The 21,273-nt window shown below is 37.4% G+C and carries 12 protein-coding genes; 7 read left to right on the plus strand and 5 right to left on the minus strand.

The window, feature by feature from the left end:
- Nucleotides 1–276 precede the first annotated feature (276 nt).
- From purL to HWX04_RS00355, 4 genes are all read left to right on the plus strand, one after another.
- Nucleotides 277–2,487: a phosphoribosylformylglycinamidine synthase subunit PurL gene (gene purL / locus HWX04_RS00340; protein WP_175868261.1), complete on the plus strand. Its 2,211-nt coding sequence runs from the start codon at nucleotides 277–279 to the stop codon at nucleotides 2,485–2,487.
- Between the two features lie 60 nt (nucleotides 2,488–2,547).
- Nucleotides 2,548–2,781, plus strand: coding sequence for a BolA/IbaG family iron-sulfur metabolism protein (locus HWX04_RS00345; RefSeq protein WP_175868335.1), 234 nt, complete (start codon nucleotides 2,548–2,550; stop codon nucleotides 2,779–2,781).
- 98 nt (nucleotides 2,782–2,879) lie between these two features.
- Nucleotides 2,880–3,212: a Grx4 family monothiol glutaredoxin gene (grxD, locus tag HWX04_RS00350; RefSeq protein WP_175868262.1), complete on the plus strand. Its 333-nt coding sequence runs from the start codon at nucleotides 2,880–2,882 to the stop codon at nucleotides 3,210–3,212.
- Between the two features lie 72 nt (nucleotides 3,213–3,284).
- A complete protein-coding gene (locus HWX04_RS00355; RefSeq protein WP_175868263.1) occupies nucleotides 3,285–4,541 on the plus strand; it encodes a multidrug effflux MFS transporter in 1,257 nt (418 codons plus the stop codon).
- A 527-nt stretch (nucleotides 4,542–5,068) separates the two neighbouring features.
- Here HWX04_RS00355 and parC read toward each other — a convergent pair.
- Together parC and aspS are read right to left on the minus strand one after the other, a co-directional pair.
- Complete coding sequence (gene parC / locus HWX04_RS00360; protein WP_175868336.1) at nucleotides 5,069–7,318, minus strand: DNA topoisomerase IV subunit A; 2,250 nt, start codon at nucleotides 7,316–7,318, stop codon at nucleotides 5,069–5,071.
- A 1,086-nt stretch (nucleotides 7,319–8,404) separates the two neighbouring features.
- Nucleotides 8,405–10,198, minus strand: coding sequence for an aspartate--tRNA ligase (gene aspS / locus HWX04_RS00365; RefSeq protein WP_175868264.1), 1,794 nt, complete (start codon nucleotides 10,196–10,198; stop codon nucleotides 8,405–8,407).
- A 132-nt stretch (nucleotides 10,199–10,330) separates the two neighbouring features.
- On the opposite strand from aspS, the gene rnd reads away from it, so the two are divergent.
- Entirely contained in the window at nucleotides 10,331–11,485 is a 1,155-nt protein-coding gene (gene rnd / locus HWX04_RS00370) for a ribonuclease D (protein ID WP_175868265.1), read from the plus strand.
- A 292-nt stretch (nucleotides 11,486–11,777) separates the two neighbouring features.
- Here the strand turns inward: rnd and ppx are convergent, their stop codons facing one another.
- On the minus strand, nucleotides 11,778–13,295 hold the full coding sequence (gene ppx / locus HWX04_RS00375) for an exopolyphosphatase (RefSeq protein ID WP_175868266.1): 1,518 nt from the start codon (nucleotides 13,293–13,295) through the stop codon (nucleotides 11,778–11,780).
- 6 nt (nucleotides 13,296–13,301) lie between these two features.
- Nucleotides 13,302–15,482: an RNA degradosome polyphosphate kinase gene (locus tag HWX04_RS00380; RefSeq protein WP_175868267.1), complete on the minus strand. Its 2,181-nt coding sequence runs from the start codon at nucleotides 15,480–15,482 to the stop codon at nucleotides 13,302–13,304.
- Nucleotides 15,483–15,807: 325 nt separating this feature from the next.
- On the opposite strand from HWX04_RS00380, the gene HWX04_RS00385 reads away from it, so the two are divergent.
- Together HWX04_RS00385 and HWX04_RS00390 are read left to right on the plus strand one after the other, a co-directional pair.
- Nucleotides 15,808–16,056, plus strand: a complete 249-nt coding sequence (locus tag HWX04_RS00385) for a zinc-finger domain-containing protein (RefSeq protein WP_175868268.1) — start codon at nucleotides 15,808–15,810, stop codon at nucleotides 16,054–16,056.
- A 46-nt stretch (nucleotides 16,057–16,102) separates the two neighbouring features.
- Entirely contained in the window at nucleotides 16,103–17,350 is a 1,248-nt protein-coding gene (locus tag HWX04_RS00390; RefSeq protein WP_175868269.1) for an FAD-binding protein, read from the plus strand.
- A gap of 186 nt (nucleotides 17,351–17,536) precedes the next feature.
- On the opposite strand, the gene dnaE is transcribed toward HWX04_RS00390, so the two are convergent.
- Nucleotides 17,537–21,025 carry a DNA polymerase III subunit alpha gene (gene dnaE / locus HWX04_RS00395; protein ID WP_175868270.1) on the minus strand — a complete coding sequence of 1,163 codons (3,489 nt, stop codon included), beginning with the start codon at nucleotides 21,023–21,025 and terminating at the stop codon, nucleotides 17,537–17,539.
- Between the last annotated feature and the right edge of the window lie 248 nt (nucleotides 21,026–21,273).

Below are 21,273 nucleotides of genomic sequence, written 5' to 3' on the forward strand. Positions count from 1 at the left end.
ATTATAAAAACAAAGGTCTATATCATTTCTTACGTTGTAAATTTATAAACGGAAATTTTAAATTCATACAAATAACAATGGATATTATTTTTTGAACACATAATGATTTAAAATTGTTTTTTGTCTTGAAATCCACCCAACCAAACGAACAAAATCTTCAGCTTACGGTCTCATGAATATTTTTATTATTAAATTACGTAGTTTTCCATAATCTAAGCTGCTAGATTAAAAAAAATTAAAAAACTAAATTTCGATTAATTTGACGGATAGATACTCATGAATCCTTGCAATAACATCAAGATTACACCAGAGCTCATTACACAACACGGACTAAAAGAGGATGAATATCAACGTATCCTAACGTTAATCGGTAGAGAACCAACATTTACTGAACTGGGAATTTTTTCTGCAATGTGGAATGAACATTGTTCCTATAAATCCTCTAAAAAGTGGCTCAAAACGCTTCCAACAGAAGGAAAGTGCGTCATTCAAGGTCCTGGTGAAAATGCTGGTGTTATCGATATTGGTGAAGGACAATGTGTGGTTTTCAAAATGGAAAGCCATAACCACCCTTCTTATATTGAACCTTATCAAGGGGCGGCAACAGGTGTTGGTGGTATTTTACGTGATGTCTTTACAATGGGCGCTCGTCCTGTTGCCGCGATGAATGCGTTGCGATTTGGTGCTCCTGATCACCCACGAACACGCCATCTTGTTGCTAGCGTTGTTTCTGGAATAGGTGGTTACAGCAATTCTTTTGGTGTTCCAACAGTTGGTGGAGAAGTCAATTTTGATGAGCGTTATAATGGCAATATTCTTGTTAACGCTTTTGTCGCCGGTATTGCAAAGACAGACACCCTTTTTTATTCTAAAGCACAAGGCATTGGGCTTCCCGTTGTTTATCTTGGTGCCAAAACAGGGCGAGATGGTGTTGGTGGAGCAACAATGGCTTCTGCTGAATTTGATGATTCAATCAGTGAAAAACGCTCAACCGTTCAAGTCGGTGATCCTTTTACAGAAAAATGTCTTCTTGAAGCATGTTTAGAGCTCATGGAACTTGGAGCCGTGGTTGCTATTCAAGATATGGGAGCCGCAGGTCTCACCTCTTCTGCTGTTGAAATGGGTGCAAAAGGAAATCTAGGAATACAGCTTAATCTCGATACAGTTCCTGTTCGTGAAGAAAACATGACCGCCTATGAAATGATGCTTTCTGAAAGTCAAGAGCGTATGCTGATGGTTCTTAAACCAGAGCTAGAAAAGCAAGCAGCAGCAATTTTTCATAAGTGGGGGCTCCATTTTTCCATTATTGGAAAAACAACCGATGATTTACGTTTCCGTGTATTTCATCAAGGAGAAGAAGTTGTTAATCTTCCCATCAAAAAACTTGGTGATGAAGCGCCTGTTTATGATCGTCCTTGGAGTGAACCTGCAAAAAAAACGCCTCTGAAAGCAGAAGATGTCATAAAAGTTGAGAATCTTGGTGATACACTTTTAACCTTATTGAATTCTGCTAATCAAAGTTCAAGACGGTGGGTTTATGAACAATATGATACTCTTATCCAAGGAAATAGCCTTGTTTGTCCAGGAAGTGACGCAGGTGTTATCCGCGTAAGCAATAAGAGTAAACGAGCCCTTGCTTTTTCTTCTGATGTAACACCTCGCTATTGTGAAGCAGACCCTTATGAGGGAGGAAAACAAGCTGTCGCAGAATGCTGGAGAAATATTAACACGACAGGTGCAATACCACTGGCTGCGACAGATAATCTCAATTTTGGAAACCCTGAAAAACCTGAAATTATGGGACAACTGGTTTTAGCGATTAAAGGCATCGGAGAAGCCTGCAGAATCCTCGACTTTCCTATCGTTTCAGGCAATGTTTCTCTTTACAACGAAACAAATGGGGAAGCTATTCTTCCTACCCCTACAATTGCTGGTGTAGGCCTTCTGAGTGATTGGTCAAAAATGGTAACAATAAGTGGTATGCAAAATGGAGATCGTATCATTTTAGTAGGAGATTGCGGCTCTCATTTAGGACAATCAATCTATGCACGTGACATTTTAAATATTGATGCAGGTGCGCCTCCCCCTGTAGACTTGCAACTTGAGAAAAAGCATGGTCAATTTGTCCGAGATGTCATTCACAACGGTTTTGTTCATGCCGCTCATGACATTTCTGATGGAGGACTAGCGATTGCACTTGCAGAAATGGTCATTAAAGCCGGTAAAGGAATCAAGGTAAAATTAAGCAATAAATCTCCCCACCATGCAGAGCTTTTTGGAGAAGACCAAGGACGTTATCTTTTAGCCATCAAACCTGATGCTCTCAACAGTCTTAAAGAGCATGCACAAACCCATGACGTTTCTTTAATAGAGCTAGGTCAAGTTGAGGGAGATTCCCTTAATATAGATGGAATATTCACACTTTCAGTAGAAAGTCTTACACAAGCCTATGAGAATTGGTTTCCACAATTTATGGGTGAAGAGTAAAAAATTATTTTTTCTCTTACACAACTCTTACGAAAAAATGAACGACATAGGAGAATAATGATGGCAATGAGAGCCCATGAAATTGAAAAACTTATTCGTGAAGGTATTCCTGATGCTACTGTAACAATTCGTGATCTTGCTGGTGATGGAGAACATTACGCTGCAGAAGTTATTTCTGAAAGTTTTCGGGGTAAAACCCGTGTTCAGCAACATAAAATGGTCTATGATGCTCTTAAAGGTAATATGGGAAATGACCTTCACGCCTTAATGTTACAAACAAATATCCCAAAATAGTCTAAACTTTCCTCTTGCATTCATTCATTCAATAAGATTAAAAAATAGTGCGAATATAATTACACACTTATAAAAATCTAAAATATAGAGGGATAAAAATGACCACTGTTCATGATTTTATTGACAACGAGATTAAAACAAACGACGTCATTTTATTCATGAAAGGAACACCTGAGGCTCCACAATGTGGTTTTTCAGGACAAGTTGTTCAAATCCTTGATTATTTAGGATTGAATTATAAAGGGATTAATATTCTAACTTCTAACGAATTACGTCAAGGGATCAAAGAATACTCAAATTGGCCAACAATACCACAGCTTTATATCAAAGGTGAATTTATTGGAGGGTGTGATATTGTTAAGGAAATGTTTCAAAACAATGAGTTACAGAAACTTTTGAAAGAAAAAAATATTCCTTGTAATCAGTCATAGGTATCTTTCATTTTATTCAGACTCTTAAAAAAGAGCTGTTTTCAGACGAGATTTTTATTTCAGGGATGCCATATGTCATACTCAGTTGTTGAACAAGCGCACAGTGATTCGATTAAGAAAAAAATTGGCTATAAAGAATTTGTTATTCTTATTGCTTCACTCATGGCCATTAACGCTATAGCTGTAGATATTATGTTACCAGCTATGCCCAATATTTTGGGAGGCTTAAATGTTCTCAACGAAAATGACCAACATTATATCATTTCAAGTTATCTTATTAGCTATGGTATTTCTCAAATATTTTTTGGTCCAATAAGCGATCGATATGGGCGACGGAAACTTATGCTTATTGGGCTTGCTTTTTATTCATTTACGGCAATTGGCTGTGCCTTTGTAACTGATTTTTCTCTCTTGCTTATTTTGCGTGTCTTACAAGGCATTGGAGGAGCTTCTATGCGCGTTCTTACGGTTTCTGTCGTTCGTGATCTCTACAGTGGTCGAAAAATGGCAGAGGTTATGTCTATTGTTATGATGGTTTTTCTTGTTGCCCCCATGATTGGCCCTGCAACAGGACAGATCATCTTGCTGCTCGGACATTGGCAATTTATTTTTGTGTTTATGGCAATGATTGGTTTTGGGCTAATGACTTGGATTCTATTTCGCTTGCCTGAAACTCTTCATGAACAACGCCCTCTTTCCTTTTCTTCCATTAAACACAATTTACGGATTGTTGTGACAAATCGTACAACACTTTCCTACACACTTGCAACATCCATCATTTTAGGCTGCATTTTTATTGCTGTTAATACATCACAACAAACCTATGAAGGAATTTATAACTTAGGCTTTTGGTTTCCGATAGCATTTGCCATCGGTGCTGCATTTCAGGCTTTTTCATCATTCATGAATTCTAAACTTGTCGGACGTCTTGGAATGCGGCGTATTGCACATACTATGCTTTTGCTCTTTTGTGCTACTTCATGTATTTGGTTTATTGGATCCGTTTTAGCTGGTGGTGTTCTCCCTTTCCCTTTTTATATGACGTTATATTGTATATTAATGTTTACCTGCGGTGGTATAATGGCCAATTTCAATACACTCGCTTTAGAATCTGTGGGGGAAATTGCTGGAACAGCCTCTTCTGTCTCCGGCTTTCTCCAAACATCTATCGGTGCAGGACTGAGCTTTCTTATTGCCCAACAATTTGATGAGACAACCATCCCAAACTCAGCAGGATTTTTCTTTCTAAGTCTCGTTGCCATTCTTCTTGTCTTGTGGGCTGAACGCGGTCATCTCTTTAGGCAATATCATCATAATTCTAACGAATAAACATACTTAAAAGAAGATTAATAACATCTCTCTTGAATAAGAGAGATATGCCTATTACACAAAACAGAATACCTCACAATAGGACACTCGTGTATTAAACATTCACACATTTATTTTAAAGATACACCTTATCAAAGCATCAAATCATTTCACAGCAACACCTATGAATAATATAAAACCATTCTATCATCCTCACACTTATGAAGCGTGCAAACCTATTGTATTTATATTTCTCTGTTCCCAATGTTATGACAGCTCTTGGCACTTGAGACAAGCTCATAAAAGACATTTTTAATTTTTTTCTTTATAAATTTCTATCTACAACACCGACCTACTGTGATGTACACAAGCAGATCATTTTGATTGTTTTAACATGAACAAGGTCGAAATAAGAAAATCTATGAATATTATAGTCTCTTATTTAACATAATAAGATATTATTATAAATCAATATGTTATCGTATAATAAAACACATAAGCATTTCTTTTTACGATTTTATATGCTTGAAATAAAAATGTTCTATTATTTAGTTGATAAATTTTCCTGATTTTGGAAATCCTTTTGGAACCAGACGCCCGACACCCGCACGCATTCCCATCCATTCAATAAGCCCCTCAGCTTGACGGTTAAAGATTCGTTCAGCTGTGTCTTGCCAACTTAAGCCTCCTGATAAATTAAAAGTCTTAACATCAACAATACCACCCTCTTTGTAACGTTGTAACCGGACTCCTTTACCACGATTCATTTCAGGTATTTGTTCAATAGAAAAAATAAGCATTTTGCGGTTTTCGCCCACCACGGCAACATAATCACCATTGACCGGAACACAAAGCTTTACCTTATCAGGAGATTTCACATTCATCACTTGCTTTCCTTTTCGTGTATTGGCAATCACTTCTGTAGCAGGAACGATAAAGCCATTTCCGTAATATGAAACCAAGAGTAATTTTTCTTCTGCATGATGCACAAAAGCTGTAAGAACGTCATGCTCATCATCCATATCAACTAAAAGACGAACGGGCTCACCTTGTCCTCGTCCTCCAGGCAAACTATTTGCACTAAGTGTAAAAAACTTTCCACCCGTACTTATCAGCACAATCTTGTCTGTCGTAAATGCCGGAAATGCTAACTTTAAACTGTCTCCTTCCTTAAAAGAAAGCGCTTTGTAATCGTTCAAATGTCCCTTCAAAGCACGCATCCATCCCTTTTCAGAAATAACAACAGTAATCGGTTCTTTTTCGATCATTGCTTGTTGAATATCGTCAAGATCATGTCTTGGCGCTTCTTCAAATGTCGTACGCCTTTTCCCTAAGGGCGTTTCAGGACTAAAAGTGTTGCGAACTTTTTTAATTTCTTCTGAAATTATTTTCCATTGTTTTATAGGAGAATCTAACAAATTCTGTAGTTTTTCTTTTTCAGTTTTAAGTTTTTCAAATTCCTTACGAATTTCAAATTCTTCAAGCTTTCGTAAAGAACGCAAGCGCATATTAAGAATAGCTTCAGCTTGTTTTTCTGTTAATTCAAAACGCTTAATTAGCTTCTTTTTCGGTTCATCCTCTTCACGAATAATATGAATGACCTCATCCAAATTTAAATAGGCAATGAGATACCCATGAAGAATTTCCAATCGGCCATCAATTTGATCAAGCCGATAATGAGAACGTCGAATAAGAACTTCTTGACGATGTTCAAGCCATTGCTGCAAACTTTCTCGCAGAGAGAGGACATTCGGTCTTTTCCCCAAAGATAAAACATTAAGATTAAGAGGAAATCTTATTTCAAAATCAGTCAATTTAAAAAGAGATTCCATAAGAAGTTCAGGATCAACCGACCGATTTTTAGGAACAAGCACAATGCGGATATCTTCTGCTGATTCATCTTGAATATCCTCAAGCATTGGTAAGCGCCGCGCCAGTAACAATTCCGCAGTTTTTTCAATAAGGCGTGACTTTTGAACTTGGTAGGGAATTTCAGTCACAACAATCACATAAGTACCACGGCTACCTGTTTCCTGATGCCAACGTGAGCGCAATCGGAAAAAACCTCGCCCGATACGATAAGACTCCTCAATACTCTTTTTAGGCTCAATTAAAATGCCCCCTGTCGGAAAATCAGGTCCCAGCACAAATTGATTTAAATCTTCATCACGCGTATCAGGGTGTGCAATCAAATGCAGCGCCGCATCACAGAGCTCAGCAACATTATGGGGAGGAATAGATGTTGCCATACCAACAGCAATGCCAGAGGAACCATTGGCTAAAAGATTAGGGAAAGCACCTGGTAGAACAACAGGTTCTTCATCTTCTTCATTATAGGTCAAACGAAAATCAATAGCATTTTCGTTAATTCCCTCAAGTAACAACGCAGCCACTTCTGTCATCCGTGCTTCCGTATAACGCATAGCCGCAGCATTATCACCATCAATATTACCAAAATTGCCTTGTCCATCAATCAACGGATAACGAACTGCAAAACTTTGAGCCAAACGCACCAAAGCATCATAAATAGATGCATCCCCATGAGGATGAAATTTTCCCATGACATCACCGACAATCCGCGCACATTTCGCATAAGACTGTCCAGGGTTCAGTTTGAGAAGACGCATCGCATGAACAATCCGCCGATGGACAGGTTTCAATCCATCACGCACATCAGGCAAAGCACGATGCGTAATCGTAGAAAGCGCATAAGCCAAATAGCGTTCCTGTAAAGCCGAACGCAACTCTATTGGCTCAATATATTCTTTATCAAAAGGTAAATTCATTTTATCAAACAGAGTATTAGAACAAAAATTCCCACAATAATAAGAAATTACTGTGTAGGATTTATTTAATGCAAATTTTTATGAGTAAACTTTTTTATTAAAAGACAACTACATAAAAATAAACGTTGTAATTAGAACATGAACAGAAAATTATATCAATTTGAAAAATTTATATATGTCTCTTTCCTCTTATTCTAAACAATATATGAAAATATTTAATACATTATCGAAAACTTCTTTCAATATCCTCTTTAAGAGTTAAAAAACAATGCTCTTATTAGCTAATACATCTAAGCAAACTGGAGTCATGGCATAACTTTTAAAAATGATGTGAAATAAATTTTTATAGTCTCTCCAACAACAATTTCCCCCCTAAATATATTTTTAAATGCAGATTATTCTAAACAAAAATCTTATTAAAAGCTTTGCTAAATCGGACGATATAATTTAATGGCTCACAAAGAGTCATTTCGCTCCTTTTGAGAATGATAAAAGTGCCTTTCAAACACCATCTTTATTATAAAGATAATTGTATAATAACTCCATCCAGTTTTTCTATAAAAAACTTAAAAAATATTCAGAGCTTATAGAGATTCCCAAGGTTAAGTCCATAGGATGCAGAAACGCATTATTAGTATAAACACGAAGAGACATAATTATCTTTTACAATATTATAAAACTTCAAAAAATATAAATAATACATTGATATATAAAAATAATTCATTCATTGTATTCTAAAGTTTTCTCATTTCCAATTTATTCATGATAAATTCAATCACAATCATTTTCCTGTTTATCACAAAAGGAAGAACCACTATCCAAGTAAGGAATAAAAATACTGAAACCATTTGCATACAAAAACTGTCAGCAACATTAAAACCTAGAAAGTAGAATGACGACTTACCCTTTATTCAATAAAGATTGTGCGGTACAATAGTTTTTATACCACTCATGAGGTTTTTAGTTATACCCTTCACGAGCCCTCGTACATCATAAAACAAGATCAACTGCATCGAGAGATATTTCTTTAGAAACGCTGTCCCTTGAAAAATTAATCCAATAGCATTCTTTTTGCCTCTCTAAATCCATAAATCAACCTTATGAATTGTTTTTGTGAGGAGCAGCCATGCGGATTCCTAAATCACGTAATTGCGTGGAAGAAACATCAGACGGAGCACTCATCAAAAGATCAAGTGCCTGTTGATTCATAGGAAATAAAGCAACTTCACGTAAATTTTTAACACCTTGCAACAGCATAATAATGCGGTCAATTCCCGCAGCCATACCACCATGGGGTGGAGCCCCATAATGGAATGCACGATAAAGACCACCAAAACGATCTTTCACAACTTCCTTAGAAAGCCCTACAAGTTCAAAAACTTTAAGCATCATTTCTGGTAAGTGATTACGAATTCCACCAGATGCAATTTCATAACCATTACAAACAAGATCATATTGAAAAGCTTTAAGTGTAAGAGGGTCTTGACACTCAAGAGCATTTTCTCCCCCTTGAGGCATGGAAAAAGGATTATGTGCAAAATCAATCTTTTTCTCATCTTCATTCCATTCAAAAAATGGAAAATCAACAATCCACGCTAAAGAGAAACTCTCTCTATCGACAAGGTCTAATTCTTCTCCTACCCGTGTGCGAGCTGCTCCAGCAAAAGATGCGAATTTTTTGGGATCACCAGCCACAAAAAAACAAGCATCCCCACTTTCAAGACCAAGTTGCATACGAAGCGCTTCCGTTCGCTGCTCACCAATATTTTTGGCAATAGGCCCTGCTCCTTCAAATTTTCCTTCTTCCTTACGCCAGAAAATATAACCAAGCCCTGGTTGCCCCTCACCTTGTGCCCATACATTCATACGATCACAAAAAGCACGACTCCCACCCATTTTAGCCGGAATAGCCCAAACTTGCGCATTCTCATCATTCGCTAAAATCTGAGCAAAAACTTTGAAACCAGAATTATAAAAATGCTGAGAAACATCTTCCATAATGATCGGATTACGCAGATCAGGCTTATCAGAACCGTATTTCCGCATTGCTTCATCATAAGAAATGCGAGGAAAGTTTTGTGTCACAGTTTTTCCATTTGCAAATTCTTCAAAAATAGAACGCATAATAGGTTCCATTGTTGCTAAAACATCTTCCTGCTCAACAAAACTCATTTCAACATCTAATTGATAAAATTCACCAGGAAGACGATCAGCCCGCGGATCCTCATCTCTAAAACATGGCGCAATTTGAAAATAACGATCAAAACCTGACATCATCAACAACTGTTTATATTGCTGTGGTGCTTGCGGAAGTGCATAAAATTTCCCCTGATGAACACGGCTTGGTACCAAAAAATCACGCGCCCCTTCTGGTGATGAGGCTGTCAAAAGTGGCGTTGTAAATTCCGTAAAACCATTATTCTGCATAGCCCGTCTCATAGCAGCAATAATTTCAGTCCGACGCATGATATTTTTATGCATAGTCTCCCGACGCAAATCAAGAAAACGATATTTTAACCGAATATCTTCTGGATAATCAGGCTCACCAAAAACTGGTAAAGGAAGCTCTTCAGATTTTGAAAGAATTTCTACCTCTTGTGCAAAAATTTCAATCTCACCTGTTGGAAGCGTTGCATTAATAACCTCATCAGAACGTGCACATACCTTCCCATCCACACGAATAACCCATTCAGAACGCACTTTTTCAATAACTTTAAAAGCCGGCGAAGCAGGATCCGCAACAATTTGTGTGATTCCAAAATGATCACGTAAATCCACAAAAAGAATTCCTCCATGATCACGAACACGATGAACCCATCCCGAAAGACGAACTTGTGTTCCTACATCACATCTACGAAGAGCCGCACAATGATGACTGCGATAACGGTGCATGTTTTTTGCCTTTGATTATAATATTCACATGCGCTACAAACGCTTTTTAATAACCATTTGTCAAGATATGAGAATAAAAACGCAAAAATAAAGTCAATAAAAGACAAATTTAATCTATCGAATTATAATAGAATGATGAATCTTATTACACAAACAACAGATCTTGAAATTGCACTTAACGCTCTTTGTACCTCTGATTTTGTAACAGTTGATACTGAGTTTATCCGCGAAACAACTTTTTGGCCTCAACTGTGTTTAATCCAGCTCGCATCACCAGATGTTACAGCTCTCATTGATCCCATAGCGCCAGATATTGATTTACAACCCTTTTTTGACCTCATGATCAATAAAAAAGTTGTCAAAGTTTTTCATGCTGCCCGCCAAGATATTGAAACAATTTATCATCTTGGAGGTGTTATTCCTTTCCCTCTCTTCGATACACAAATAGCAGGATCAATTTGTGGATTTGGTGATTCTATCTCCTATGATCAAATTGTACAACGCTGTACGGGGCATCATATTGATAAATCGTCCCGCTTTACAGACTGGAGTTGTCGCCCCCTGTCTGAAAAACAGCTGCTCTATGCCCTTGCCGATGTCACTCATCTAAGAGATGTTTACCTCCTCTTAAAAAAAAGGTTAGAAAAAAATCAACGTGTTCACTGGATGGATGATGAAATAACAATCCTTTTAAATCCTAAAACTTATGATATGCCTGAAGATGAAGCATGGAAAAAAGTCAAAGGAAAAGTTAAAAAACCGCGTGAACTTGCTGTATTACAAAAGATAGCAGCTTGGCGTGAACGTGAAGCACGAAAATATAATATGCCCCGTCGCCATATCATAAAAGATGAATGTCTTATAGAAATAGCAACCCAACAACCAAAAGATGAATCTGCATTAAAACGGTTGCGCAGTCTCAGTAAAAATTGGGATAAACGCTCAATTGCGCAATCATTAATCAAAGCGGTCCATGAAGGTTTAGAGGTCGATCTTTCTACTTTACCGCCCCTTCCTAAACATAATTCACTCAATGATACGACAGTCGCTGTGATCGATCTACTTAAAGTTTTATTAAAACTCGTTGCAGCCGAAAATAGCATTACCCCTAAAATTATTGCAACATCCAATGATTTAGAAAAAATCGCTAATGGAGGAGCAAAGAAAAATATCCCTGCTATGAATGGCTGGCGTTATGAAATATTTGGTCAAAAAGCCGAAAAACTTCTAAAGGGCCAGATAGGTTTTTACTTTAACGATGGAAAAATAAACACAAAACAGCTTTAGTGTAAATTTCTCCCACACTCTAAGATTTTTATAAAACCTTCTCCTAAAAGGAAGCTAATTTTATGTCACAATGAGTGGAAAATAAAAAAGAGAAAAATTTTGCAATCGCTCCTTATTAAATCAATTTTATTTGAAATAATTTAAAAAAATCTCTGAGTAAATTTAAAACATTCTCATTTAAAAAAAATCCATATCGAAATGTAACAATTAAAAATGAGCGAGCATAGAAACTAAAATAACCAACAATAGCACCATTATAAGGTCTAAAACGCAAATAAATGAGCAGGAAGAATCAAGAAACTTCAAAATCAAGAGGTTGATTTATTATTTTTGATAACTTCTTTAATCGTCCAAGAGGACGTTCTCCCAATAATCCAGCGTAATTTTTGGGAATCTGCAAAACAATATGATCTGCTTTTTTATGCCACAATAAATGAGGTAAAATTTCTGCAACAGAAGCGCTAAACAGATGAGCAATACGCATGGTTTCACCAAGAATACGTGCTTTTTCAATGATATTTTGCGTTGCTAATTGAAAAATGGGTAGAGATTCTTTATCAACCAATAAACTCGTATTGCGAAAAAAAACAGCCAGCGCTGCATAAAGGCGCCCCTCATGAGAAATTCCTGGATAAGACCCTAATGCTATCTGATTGGCAGCTTCATTGCCCCGATAATCTGGATGTATACGCCAACCAATATCCGCAAGAAGACAAGCCGCTTGACGATAACGACATTCATTTTCAGTCTCTGAAATTCCAAAAACGTCAAAGGCATTCGTCGTAAAATCAATAAGTTCTTCTGCTTGTTTTGGTGAACGTGCCCGCAAAATAGCCATTTCTGTACACGCAGCAATGAGAGGGTCTGAAAGTCGAATCGCCTGCGGCAAGCGTGAATAAAGAAAACCTTCACGAACACCAGCACCAGAAAAGATTATCTTTTCAAACCCCATACACTGAATGAGTTCAATAAGAACAATTGCCCCATATGATAAAAGTTTCCGACGATTCTGTGAAACTGCAGCAATCCCTCTCATATTATCAATATTGCCACTTGCGACAAGACGTAAAAAACTCTCCATTTCCACGGCATCAACTTCATAGCCATGCATAACAGGGAGCCGATAGTGTTTCATTGCCATATGGAGCTTTGCCAAATTACGCCATGTCCCCCCTACGGCATAAAAATAACGTGCCATACCTTTACGCGTACGCGCAACAGAAGATTGATCAAATTGCTCATGTACAATTTTTGCAGCGACAGCACTATCATTATTTGACATATACTGTAGCCGTAAACCACCTAATGGAAGTGTTATCCCTTCACCGACATCACAATGATCAATATCAATCAGCTCTAAACTTCCACCACCAAGATCTCCAGAAAGACCCTTTGGTTGATAAAAAGTAGAAATAACTCCATAGGCTGAATACATAGCTTCTTCACTTCCTGAAAGAAGATATATTTTTTTTTGCAAAATATCCTCAGCACTTTGAATAAACGCGACGCCATTTTTTGCATCTCGTGCTGCTGCCGTTGCTAAAGTATAGACCTCCTCTGCCCCAATCTGTTGACAAAGCGTACGAAACCGTTTGAGCGTTTGCAACGCCATTTTCATCGCTTTTTCTTCTAAAAATCCCGTTTTTGCCACACCATGACCGAGACCACAAAGAATCTTTTCATTAAATAAAACCGTTGGTGAGCGAACAAGCCCCTCATAAATAACCAATCGAACAGAATTTGATCCAATGTCAATAACAGCAACAGGTTTACGCCCTTTTAACCGGCCTTGAGCATCTCTATATGTCATTGGATTTCAGTCTTTATGAATTTCAGCTTGTTGCCGACGCAATGCAACCAAACGCGAAATGGAAGATTCAAAAGACTCATTCTTCCCCGCAAAACCTGTATTGGCCATAAAATACTCCTGCGCATTAAACGGACTTTCACCTATCTGCGGTGTGATACGTTTTGATGTTCCATCCTTAAGTATATCAAAGCTTTGTTGATTATCAATGAGATTAGCCACCATAATTTGTAAAAGAATCTGTCGACGTACCATTTTATTAAAAACTGGAACCAATATTTCAATACGGTAGTCAAGATTACGAGGCATCATATCAGCAGAGCCTAAATAAACAAGTGCATTTTCATTAGGCAAATCGTGTCCATTCCCAAAACAAAAAATGCGACTATGTTCAAGAAAACGCCCTACGATTGATTTTACACGAATATTATCCGAAATTCCTGGAATACGAGGACGTAAACAACATATCCCCCGCACAACCAAATCAATCTGTACCCCTGCTTGACTAGCACGATATAAAGCATCAATAATTTCAGGATCAACCAATGCGTTAACTTTTATCCAAATAGCAGCAAATTTTCCTTGTTGTGCATAAGCAATTTCTCCTTCAATATGCTCTAAGATACGACCACGCAATGTTAAAGGCGAAAAAGCAATCTTCATTGTTTCATGGGAACGCTCATATTGTGCAATATAATTGAACAATAACACAACATCATGAGCGATATCATTATCCGTGGAAAAAAAAGAAAGATCCGTATAAGTCCTAGCATTAATAGGATGATAATTTCCTGTTCCAAGATGAACATAAGAACAAAGACGTTTTCCTTCACGCCTCACAACCAGAGACATCTTAGCATGTGTTTTTAAGGTAATAAAACCAAAAATAACTTGAACCCCAGCACATTCAAGATCCCGTGCCCAACGAATATTTGCTTCCTCATCAAAACGTGCTTTAAGTTCTACCAAAGCAGTCACAGACTTTCCCCGTTTAGCGGCTTCAATCAAAGCGCGAACAATTGGGCTATCATTTGATGTACGATAAAGTGTTTGTTTGATTTCTACAACATCAGGATCGTGGGCAGCTTGACGTAAAAATTGGACAACAACATCAAATGTTTCATAAGGGTGATGAATCACGATATCATTTTCACGAATAGCCGAAAAACAATCCCCCTTATGCTTACGAATAGCTTCCGGAACACGAGGAATATAAGGAATAAATTTGAGGTCATCACGGGGAATAGAAACAATCTCTGAGACCATATTAAGTGCCAAAAGTCCATCAAGAACATTAATACAGTTATCAGGAACAGCAAGACAATTCGCTATAAATTGGCGTAAATGCTCTGGCATTTTTGCATCAAATTCAACTCGAATAACCTGCCCACGCCGTCGCTTTTTAAGAGCCTTTTCAAAAAAATGAACAAGATCCTCAGCTTCCTCTTCTACTTCAATATCACTATCCCGAATCACTCTAAATGTACCAATTCCATGGACCTCATAGTGAGGAAATAGATATTTGATAAAAAGGTAAATAACATCTTCAGATGCAATAAAACGAAAATGATTACCCTCTTGAGGTAGAAGAATAAAACGTCTCAAAAGCATTGAAATGGGCAATAATACTGTACGTGCGTGTTGCCCCCTCCCTTCAGACAATTGTAGTGCAAGAGAAAGACCTAAATTAGGAATAAAGGGAAAAGGATGTGTAGAATCAAAAGACAAAGGTTTTAAAACAGGAAAAATTGTATCAAGAAAATATTTTTCAAGCCATGATTTTTCAATTTCTGAAAGATCATCAGAACAAATAATTTCAATATTATTCTTTTTTAATTCACCACGTAAAACATTCAATTCTCGTAGTTGATGAATCTGCAACTGTGAAATCTCAGCTAACACAACATCAAATTGTTCCTGTGGGGTATACCCATCTGCACTGCACGCTGTAACATGAGCACGAACTTGAGCAGCAAGACCAGCAACACGAACCATAAAAAACTCATCAAGGTTTGTTGCTGAAATCGAAAGAAATTGTAACCGTTCTAATAAAGGATGTTTCGAATTAGCTGCTTCCATCAAAACACGATTATTAAATTGTAGCCACGAAAACTCTCGATTAATAAATCGTGCTGGATTTTTCATTGTTATATCCGATATAGAAATTTTATCTGCCACCCTCTGTTCCATATATTTTTATGAATCTTCTTTTATACTTTCTAAAAACCTTAACGAAATACCTCACATAACATTCTATAATATGTTATCACCCTCATAATAACATCAATGTCTTATTTTTATTATCATGTTTCCATTTAATATTTAAAAATACTGAGAACAATTTCCATCTGCAAAGTACTAAAAACATGACGATTATTCCATATAGCATACAAGAAAAGCACTTTGTCTTAAAAAGCATCTTGCATTATTATAAACATTATTACAAACTCACGCTTATAAAATAGAAGAACCTGATCATAGCTGATGAGATAATTTATTTTGGAGTTTGTGCACCATGGCTGATCATAACATTCCCCATTTCCAAAATGACCTTGGATATAAAACAATCGAAATTGGTGTGAAAGAATTTATGTGTGTAGGGGCGACACAACCATTCGATCATCCCCATATCTTTATCGACATGGGAGCAGCTGATGAGAAAATCTGCCCTTATTGTTCAACCCTTTATCGTTATGTCCCCTCACTATCATACGATCAAACAAACCCAACAGGATGTTTATATCGTCCAGACGAGCTGCTGTAATGCGTTCTTGGATTTTCTACCACTCTTTTAATTCTGCTTATTTAATATGAAACCATTTGTGGAGCACCCCCCCATCATCGTTGGAGGAGGAATTGCTGGTTTAAGCACCGCTTTAGCGCTTGCTCATAAAGGAATTGCAAGCACCATTATCGAAAAATGCAAGCAACTTGAAACGATAGGTGCTGGTATTCAATTGACTCCTAATGCAACATCTATTCTTGCTCGCTGGGAACTTCTTAACAAACTTACTAAAGTCGCGATAATCCCACATTTTCTTGAGTTAAAAGATGGTATATCTTTAAAAATACATCTACGTGCTGATCTTATCAATCTAACAGAAAAATATTGGAAAGCCCCTTATATGATAATTCATCGTGCGGCTTTACAAAAAGTTTTATATAATGCAGTGATTGAAAATCCTTTGATCAAATACAAAGCAGGCGAAACGATCGTATCCTCTAGCCAATCTGCAACCAACATTCAAATAACGACAATAAAAACAGATACAGCAACAAAACAGCTTTATTCAACGCATCTCTTAATCGGTTGTGATGGTGTGTGGTCAACATTACGGCAACAATTTCCTTTTCATGAAAAAGCAAATTTTAGTGGCTTTATTGCTTGGCGTGCAACAACAGCGTGTAATAGTCTTCCTCAAGACTTTTGTTCTTCGTTACAAAATATGAAAACAATCACAGCTTGGATGGGACCCAATAATCATCTTGTTGTCTATCCCATTCAAGCATCAGAAGAAAATTTTAATTTTGTCGCCATCACAAATGGAAAAAATTCAAAAGAAGAATGGGCCCATAAAGGAGATAAAGAAAAACTAAAATCTCTTTTTAAGGGTTGGAATTCAAAAATCTTACAAATCTTTGATCATATTGATGAATGGAGATATTGGCCGCTCTTTCACATGAAACAAAATCGTTTTTTAGGCTCAGAGAGACAAGTGTTTGTTGGCGATTGTGCGCATGCAGCTTTACCTTTTGCAGCGCAAGGTGCCGCTATGGCAATCGAAGATGCCGCTACATTAGCTGAAGCACTTTCACTGAAAAATCTTTCAGTAACAAAAGCACTTGCACTTTACGAAACAACACGCATCCCCCGTATGACAGCAGTAAAAAAACGCGTAGATTTCAACAGATTAGTTTATCATGCAACCGGTCCCATAGCCATCGCACGCAATTTCATGATGAAAATTCGTACACCTGAGAGTATTATGTCAAGCCTCCATTGGCTTTATAGCTATGATACCATGAATGCCATAAAAAAATATGATGAAAACTTATAAAATTCTTCCAGTACTTCAAATATTACTAAGGAAAGAGATTTCTTGGTTTTATGACACTAAAAGTCTATCATAATTTACTCAAATAAAAGCAAGATCTCTCAAAATCATCTATATGGTTTTCAAAGCTCAACTTTCAACTTTTCCATAAGCAAAAATCTCCCAATAGCCCCTATCTTTAATCTTGTTTTAACTCAATTCTACATCGACAACACCCTGAATTAATTTCATAGCATTTGCGACATGTGAATTTACCTTATATCGCTTTGGAAGTGCAATTTCGACTTCTCGCAATCCATTCTCTTGAATTAAAATAAGCCCAACCTCTCCATGTCCGCCAAGTGTTAAATTTTGTTCAATTTGTGGAAGCATATCAACTGTTTTTATAAAAAGACGCATCATTTTATGCTGCTGCAATGCTTCTTTTTCCAAAGACTGAATTGTCTCAATTCGCAAACTAACCCCTTCAGAGCGATTTTCTGCGCTCACCGTAATAATAAAAGATTTTCCAGGTTCTAGCATTTCCTCATAATCCGAAAGTGTTTCAGAAAAGAGAACTGCCTCATATTGTCCACTTGTATCAGAAAAATGAATAATTCCCATTTTTTTACCAGATTTTGTTTTGCGCACATTTTTTGCCACAACGGTTCCAGCAAGCCGTGCAGCCGTTGCCCCCCCCTTAACGGCATTGGCAAAATTACTCCAAGTCTGAACACGTTTTTTGGCAAGAATAACTTGATATTCATCCAATGGATGAGCAGAAAAATAAAAACCTATTGCTTGAAATTCTCGATAAAGTTTCTCAGCCAGCAACCAAGAAGTCGTTTGCGATAAAATCAATGGCTCTTTTAATCCGCCTGCCATTCCAAATATATCAACCTGCCCACTAGAATTGTCATCGATAATACGAACTGCTCGTGCATGAAGCGTTCCAAGATTGGCTAATAAAACTTCACGTGCAATATTAAAACAATCAAAAGCCCCCGCACAAACTAAACTTTCCATCGCACGCTTATTAACAATACGAGGATCAACACGTGCACAAAAATCTTCCAGATCCTTAAAAATCTTATTCCCACGACAAGCAACGATATGATCGACAACTGTTTCTCCAACCCCTTTTATGGCAGCAAGAGAATAATAAATACAGTTATCACCAACCTCAAAAACACGATGAGATGTTTGTATAGAAGGTGCAATTACTTCAATACCCAGCCTTAATGCCTCACACCGAAAATCATTGAGCTTATCCGTATTTGTCATATCATACGTCATTGAAGCAGCTAAAAATTCAACGGGATAATTGGCTTTCATATAAGCTGTTTGATAAGAAACAATTGCATAAGCAGCAGCATGCGATTTATTAAATCCGTAATCGGCAAATTTTGCTAAAAGATCAAAGATAACATCAGCTTGCTCTTTATCCACTCCACCAGCAACGGCTCCATTGACAAAACGCGTACGCTGTTTTTGCATTTCTGCATGAATTTTTTTCCCCATAGCACGCCGTAATAAATCAGCTTCTCCAAGCGAATAACCAGAAAGCACCTGAGCAATCTGCATAACCTGTTCTTGATAGACTATAACGCCTTGTGTTTCTTTAATCAGGTGATCTATTTTAGGATGAATAGAAGCTATTTCCTCTTCCCCGTGTTTGCGTGCATTATAGGTTGGAATATTCTCCATTGGACCAGGACGATAAAGCGCAACCAGCGCAATAATATCTTCAATACGGTCTGGCTTCATTCCAATTAGCGCCTTACGCATACCAGAACTTTCCACCTGAAATACGCCAACCGTTTCACCACGTGCCATCATAGCGTAGGTTGTTTCATCATTCAGCGGAACATTTGACAAATCTATTTTGATCCCTTTTCTGGCAACAAAATCAACGGCCATTTTCAAAACAGTCAGCGTTTTTAATCCAAGAAAATCAAATTTTACCAACCCGGCCTGTTCAACATATTTCATGTTAAATTGTGTAACAGGCATATCAGAACGAGAATCACGATACATCGGAACAAGCTCCCAAAGCGGACGAGCTCCGATAACAATCCCAGCAGCATGAGTCGAAGCGTGACGATAAAGTCCCTCCAACTGAAGTGCTATATCTAATGCGCGTCCTATGAGCGGATCTTTTTTCTTTTCCTCTTCAAATTTAGGTTCATCCTTAATAGCATCCGCTAATTCCACCTGACTTCCTGGCGTAGCAGGAATTAATTTTGCAAGATAATCTACCTGACGATAAGGAACCTCTAAAACACGCCCCACATCACGCAAAACCGCACGTGCCTGTAACTTACCAAAGGTAATAATTTGAGCAACTTGATCACGTCCATATTTCTTTTGAACATATTGAATAACTTCTTCACGCCGTTCTTGACAAAAATCAATATCAAAATCTGGCATCGAAACACGATCTGGATTAAGAAAACGTTCAAAAAGAAGAGAAAAACGCAATGGATCAACATCGGTAATCGTTAATGCATAAGCAACAAGAGAACCCGCACCAGAACCCCGTCCTGGTCCGACCGGAATATCATGAATCTTCGCCCATTTTATGAAATCTGAAACGATGAGAAAATATCCAGAAAATTGCATACGTGTAATAACTGAAACCTCATAATCAAGCCGCTGTTCATAATCTACAACCGTATACCCTTCAGCTAATCCAATGGTTTCAATCCGCATTTTCAAACCAGCTTTAGCTTGATTTAACAATTCACTATCTTCTAATTCTAAAGTTATTTCTGAATTAGCAGATTGTTCTATAAAACGAGGCAATATCGGTTTTCGAAGAGGTGTGGCTACATGACACCGCAAGGCAATTTCAACACTATTTTCTAAAGCTTCTGGAAGATCAGAAAACAGTGCAACCATTTCATCTTGTGACTTCAAGTAATGATCTGGCGTCACCCGTTTGCGATCTGGATTAGAGATGATTTGTCCTTCTGAAACAGCCATTAATGCATCATGCGCTTCATACCCTTCTCTCTTCAGAAAAAAGGCTTCATTCGTTGCAACAAGAGGAATTTCATGTGCATAAGCCAATTCAATAAGGTCTGCTTCTACTCCTCGGTCATAAGAGCTATGCCGTTGTAATTCTACATAAAGACGATCAGAAAAAATTTTTTTCAAATAAATTAAGCGCTCAAGGGCGCGTTCTTTTTTTTCTTCTGCCAAAGAGAGATTAATAGATCCTCCCTTGCCACCCGTTAAAGCGATTATACCTTCACTGTGTGCCGACAACCAATCAGCTTTTATATGAGGAGGGTCAATATCACATTTATCAAGATAAGCACGGCTTACAAGACGAACCAAATGAGCATAACCGGTCTCATTAGCAGCCAACAAAACGATAGAACAAAAATCAGAAGCACAACGTCCTTTAACCAAACGTGAATGATCATTTTCATCACAAAAATCAACGGTAAGCTGACAACCAATAATAGGTTGGACCCCATGAGAAAGACAATACTGCGAAAATTCCAAAGCCCCAAATAAATTATTGGTATCAGTGATAGCAACCGCTGGTGCATGATCTGAAATCGCCTGTTGAATAATTTGTGGGATTTTTAAAGCCCCTTCGAGCAAGGAATAAGCTGAATGCACTCTTAAATGAATAAAGCGAGGAAGAGAATTTTTATACTCTTGCAGTTTATTTTTATCTTTGACCACTCTCACAATTTCCTAATAAAAACTAAATGCCAAACAGCACCCCTTAAAGAAAAAATTCCACACTAACATAAGTTTAAAGCTACAAATTTATCATCCCACGCAGAAAAAATATCTCAATTTTATTGATATTTATAAGAGAGTTCTATCAAGAAAATGCTTCTATTCACAGCAAATAAACGCCTCAAATAAAAAGAAGCAAAATACACCTTAATATAAGCCCTTTAATTTTAGCATTCTTTTATTGTATT

This window comes from Bartonella gabonensis, assembly GCF_903679515.1.
Lineage (GTDB): Bacteria > Pseudomonadota > Alphaproteobacteria > Rhizobiales > Rhizobiaceae > Bartonella > Bartonella gabonensis.

Excerpts from the sequence above, each read along its gene's own strand:
- purL (WP_175868261.1), top strand. The coding sequence starts at position 277 with ATGAATCCTTGCAATAACATCAAGATTACACCAGAGCTCATTACACAA.
- HWX04_RS00345 (WP_175868335.1), top strand. The coding sequence starts at position 2,548 with ATGGCAATGAGAGCCCATGAAATTGAAAAACTTATTCGTGAAGGTATT.
- grxD (WP_175868262.1), top strand. The coding sequence starts at position 2,880 with ATGACCACTGTTCATGATTTTATTGACAACGAGATTAAAACAAACGAC.
- HWX04_RS00355 (WP_175868263.1), top strand. The coding sequence starts at position 3,285 with ATGTCATACTCAGTTGTTGAACAAGCGCACAGTGATTCGATTAAGAAA.
- aspS (WP_175868264.1), bottom strand. The coding sequence starts at position 10,198 with ATGCACCGTTATCGCAGTCATCATTGTGCGGCTCTTCGTAGATGTGAT.
- rnd (WP_175868265.1), top strand. The coding sequence starts at position 10,331 with ATGATGAATCTTATTACACAAACAACAGATCTTGAAATTGCACTTAAC.
- ppx (WP_175868266.1), bottom strand. The coding sequence starts at position 13,295 with ATGACATATAGAGATGCTCAAGGCCGGTTAAAAGGGCGTAAACCTGTT.
- HWX04_RS00380 (WP_175868267.1), bottom strand. The coding sequence starts at position 15,482 with ATGGAACAGAGGGTGGCAGATAAAATTTCTATATCGGATATAACAATG.
- HWX04_RS00385 (WP_175868268.1), top strand. The coding sequence starts at position 15,808 with ATGGCTGATCATAACATTCCCCATTTCCAAAATGACCTTGGATATAAA.
- HWX04_RS00390 (WP_175868269.1), top strand. The coding sequence starts at position 16,103 with ATGAAACCATTTGTGGAGCACCCCCCCATCATCGTTGGAGGAGGAATT.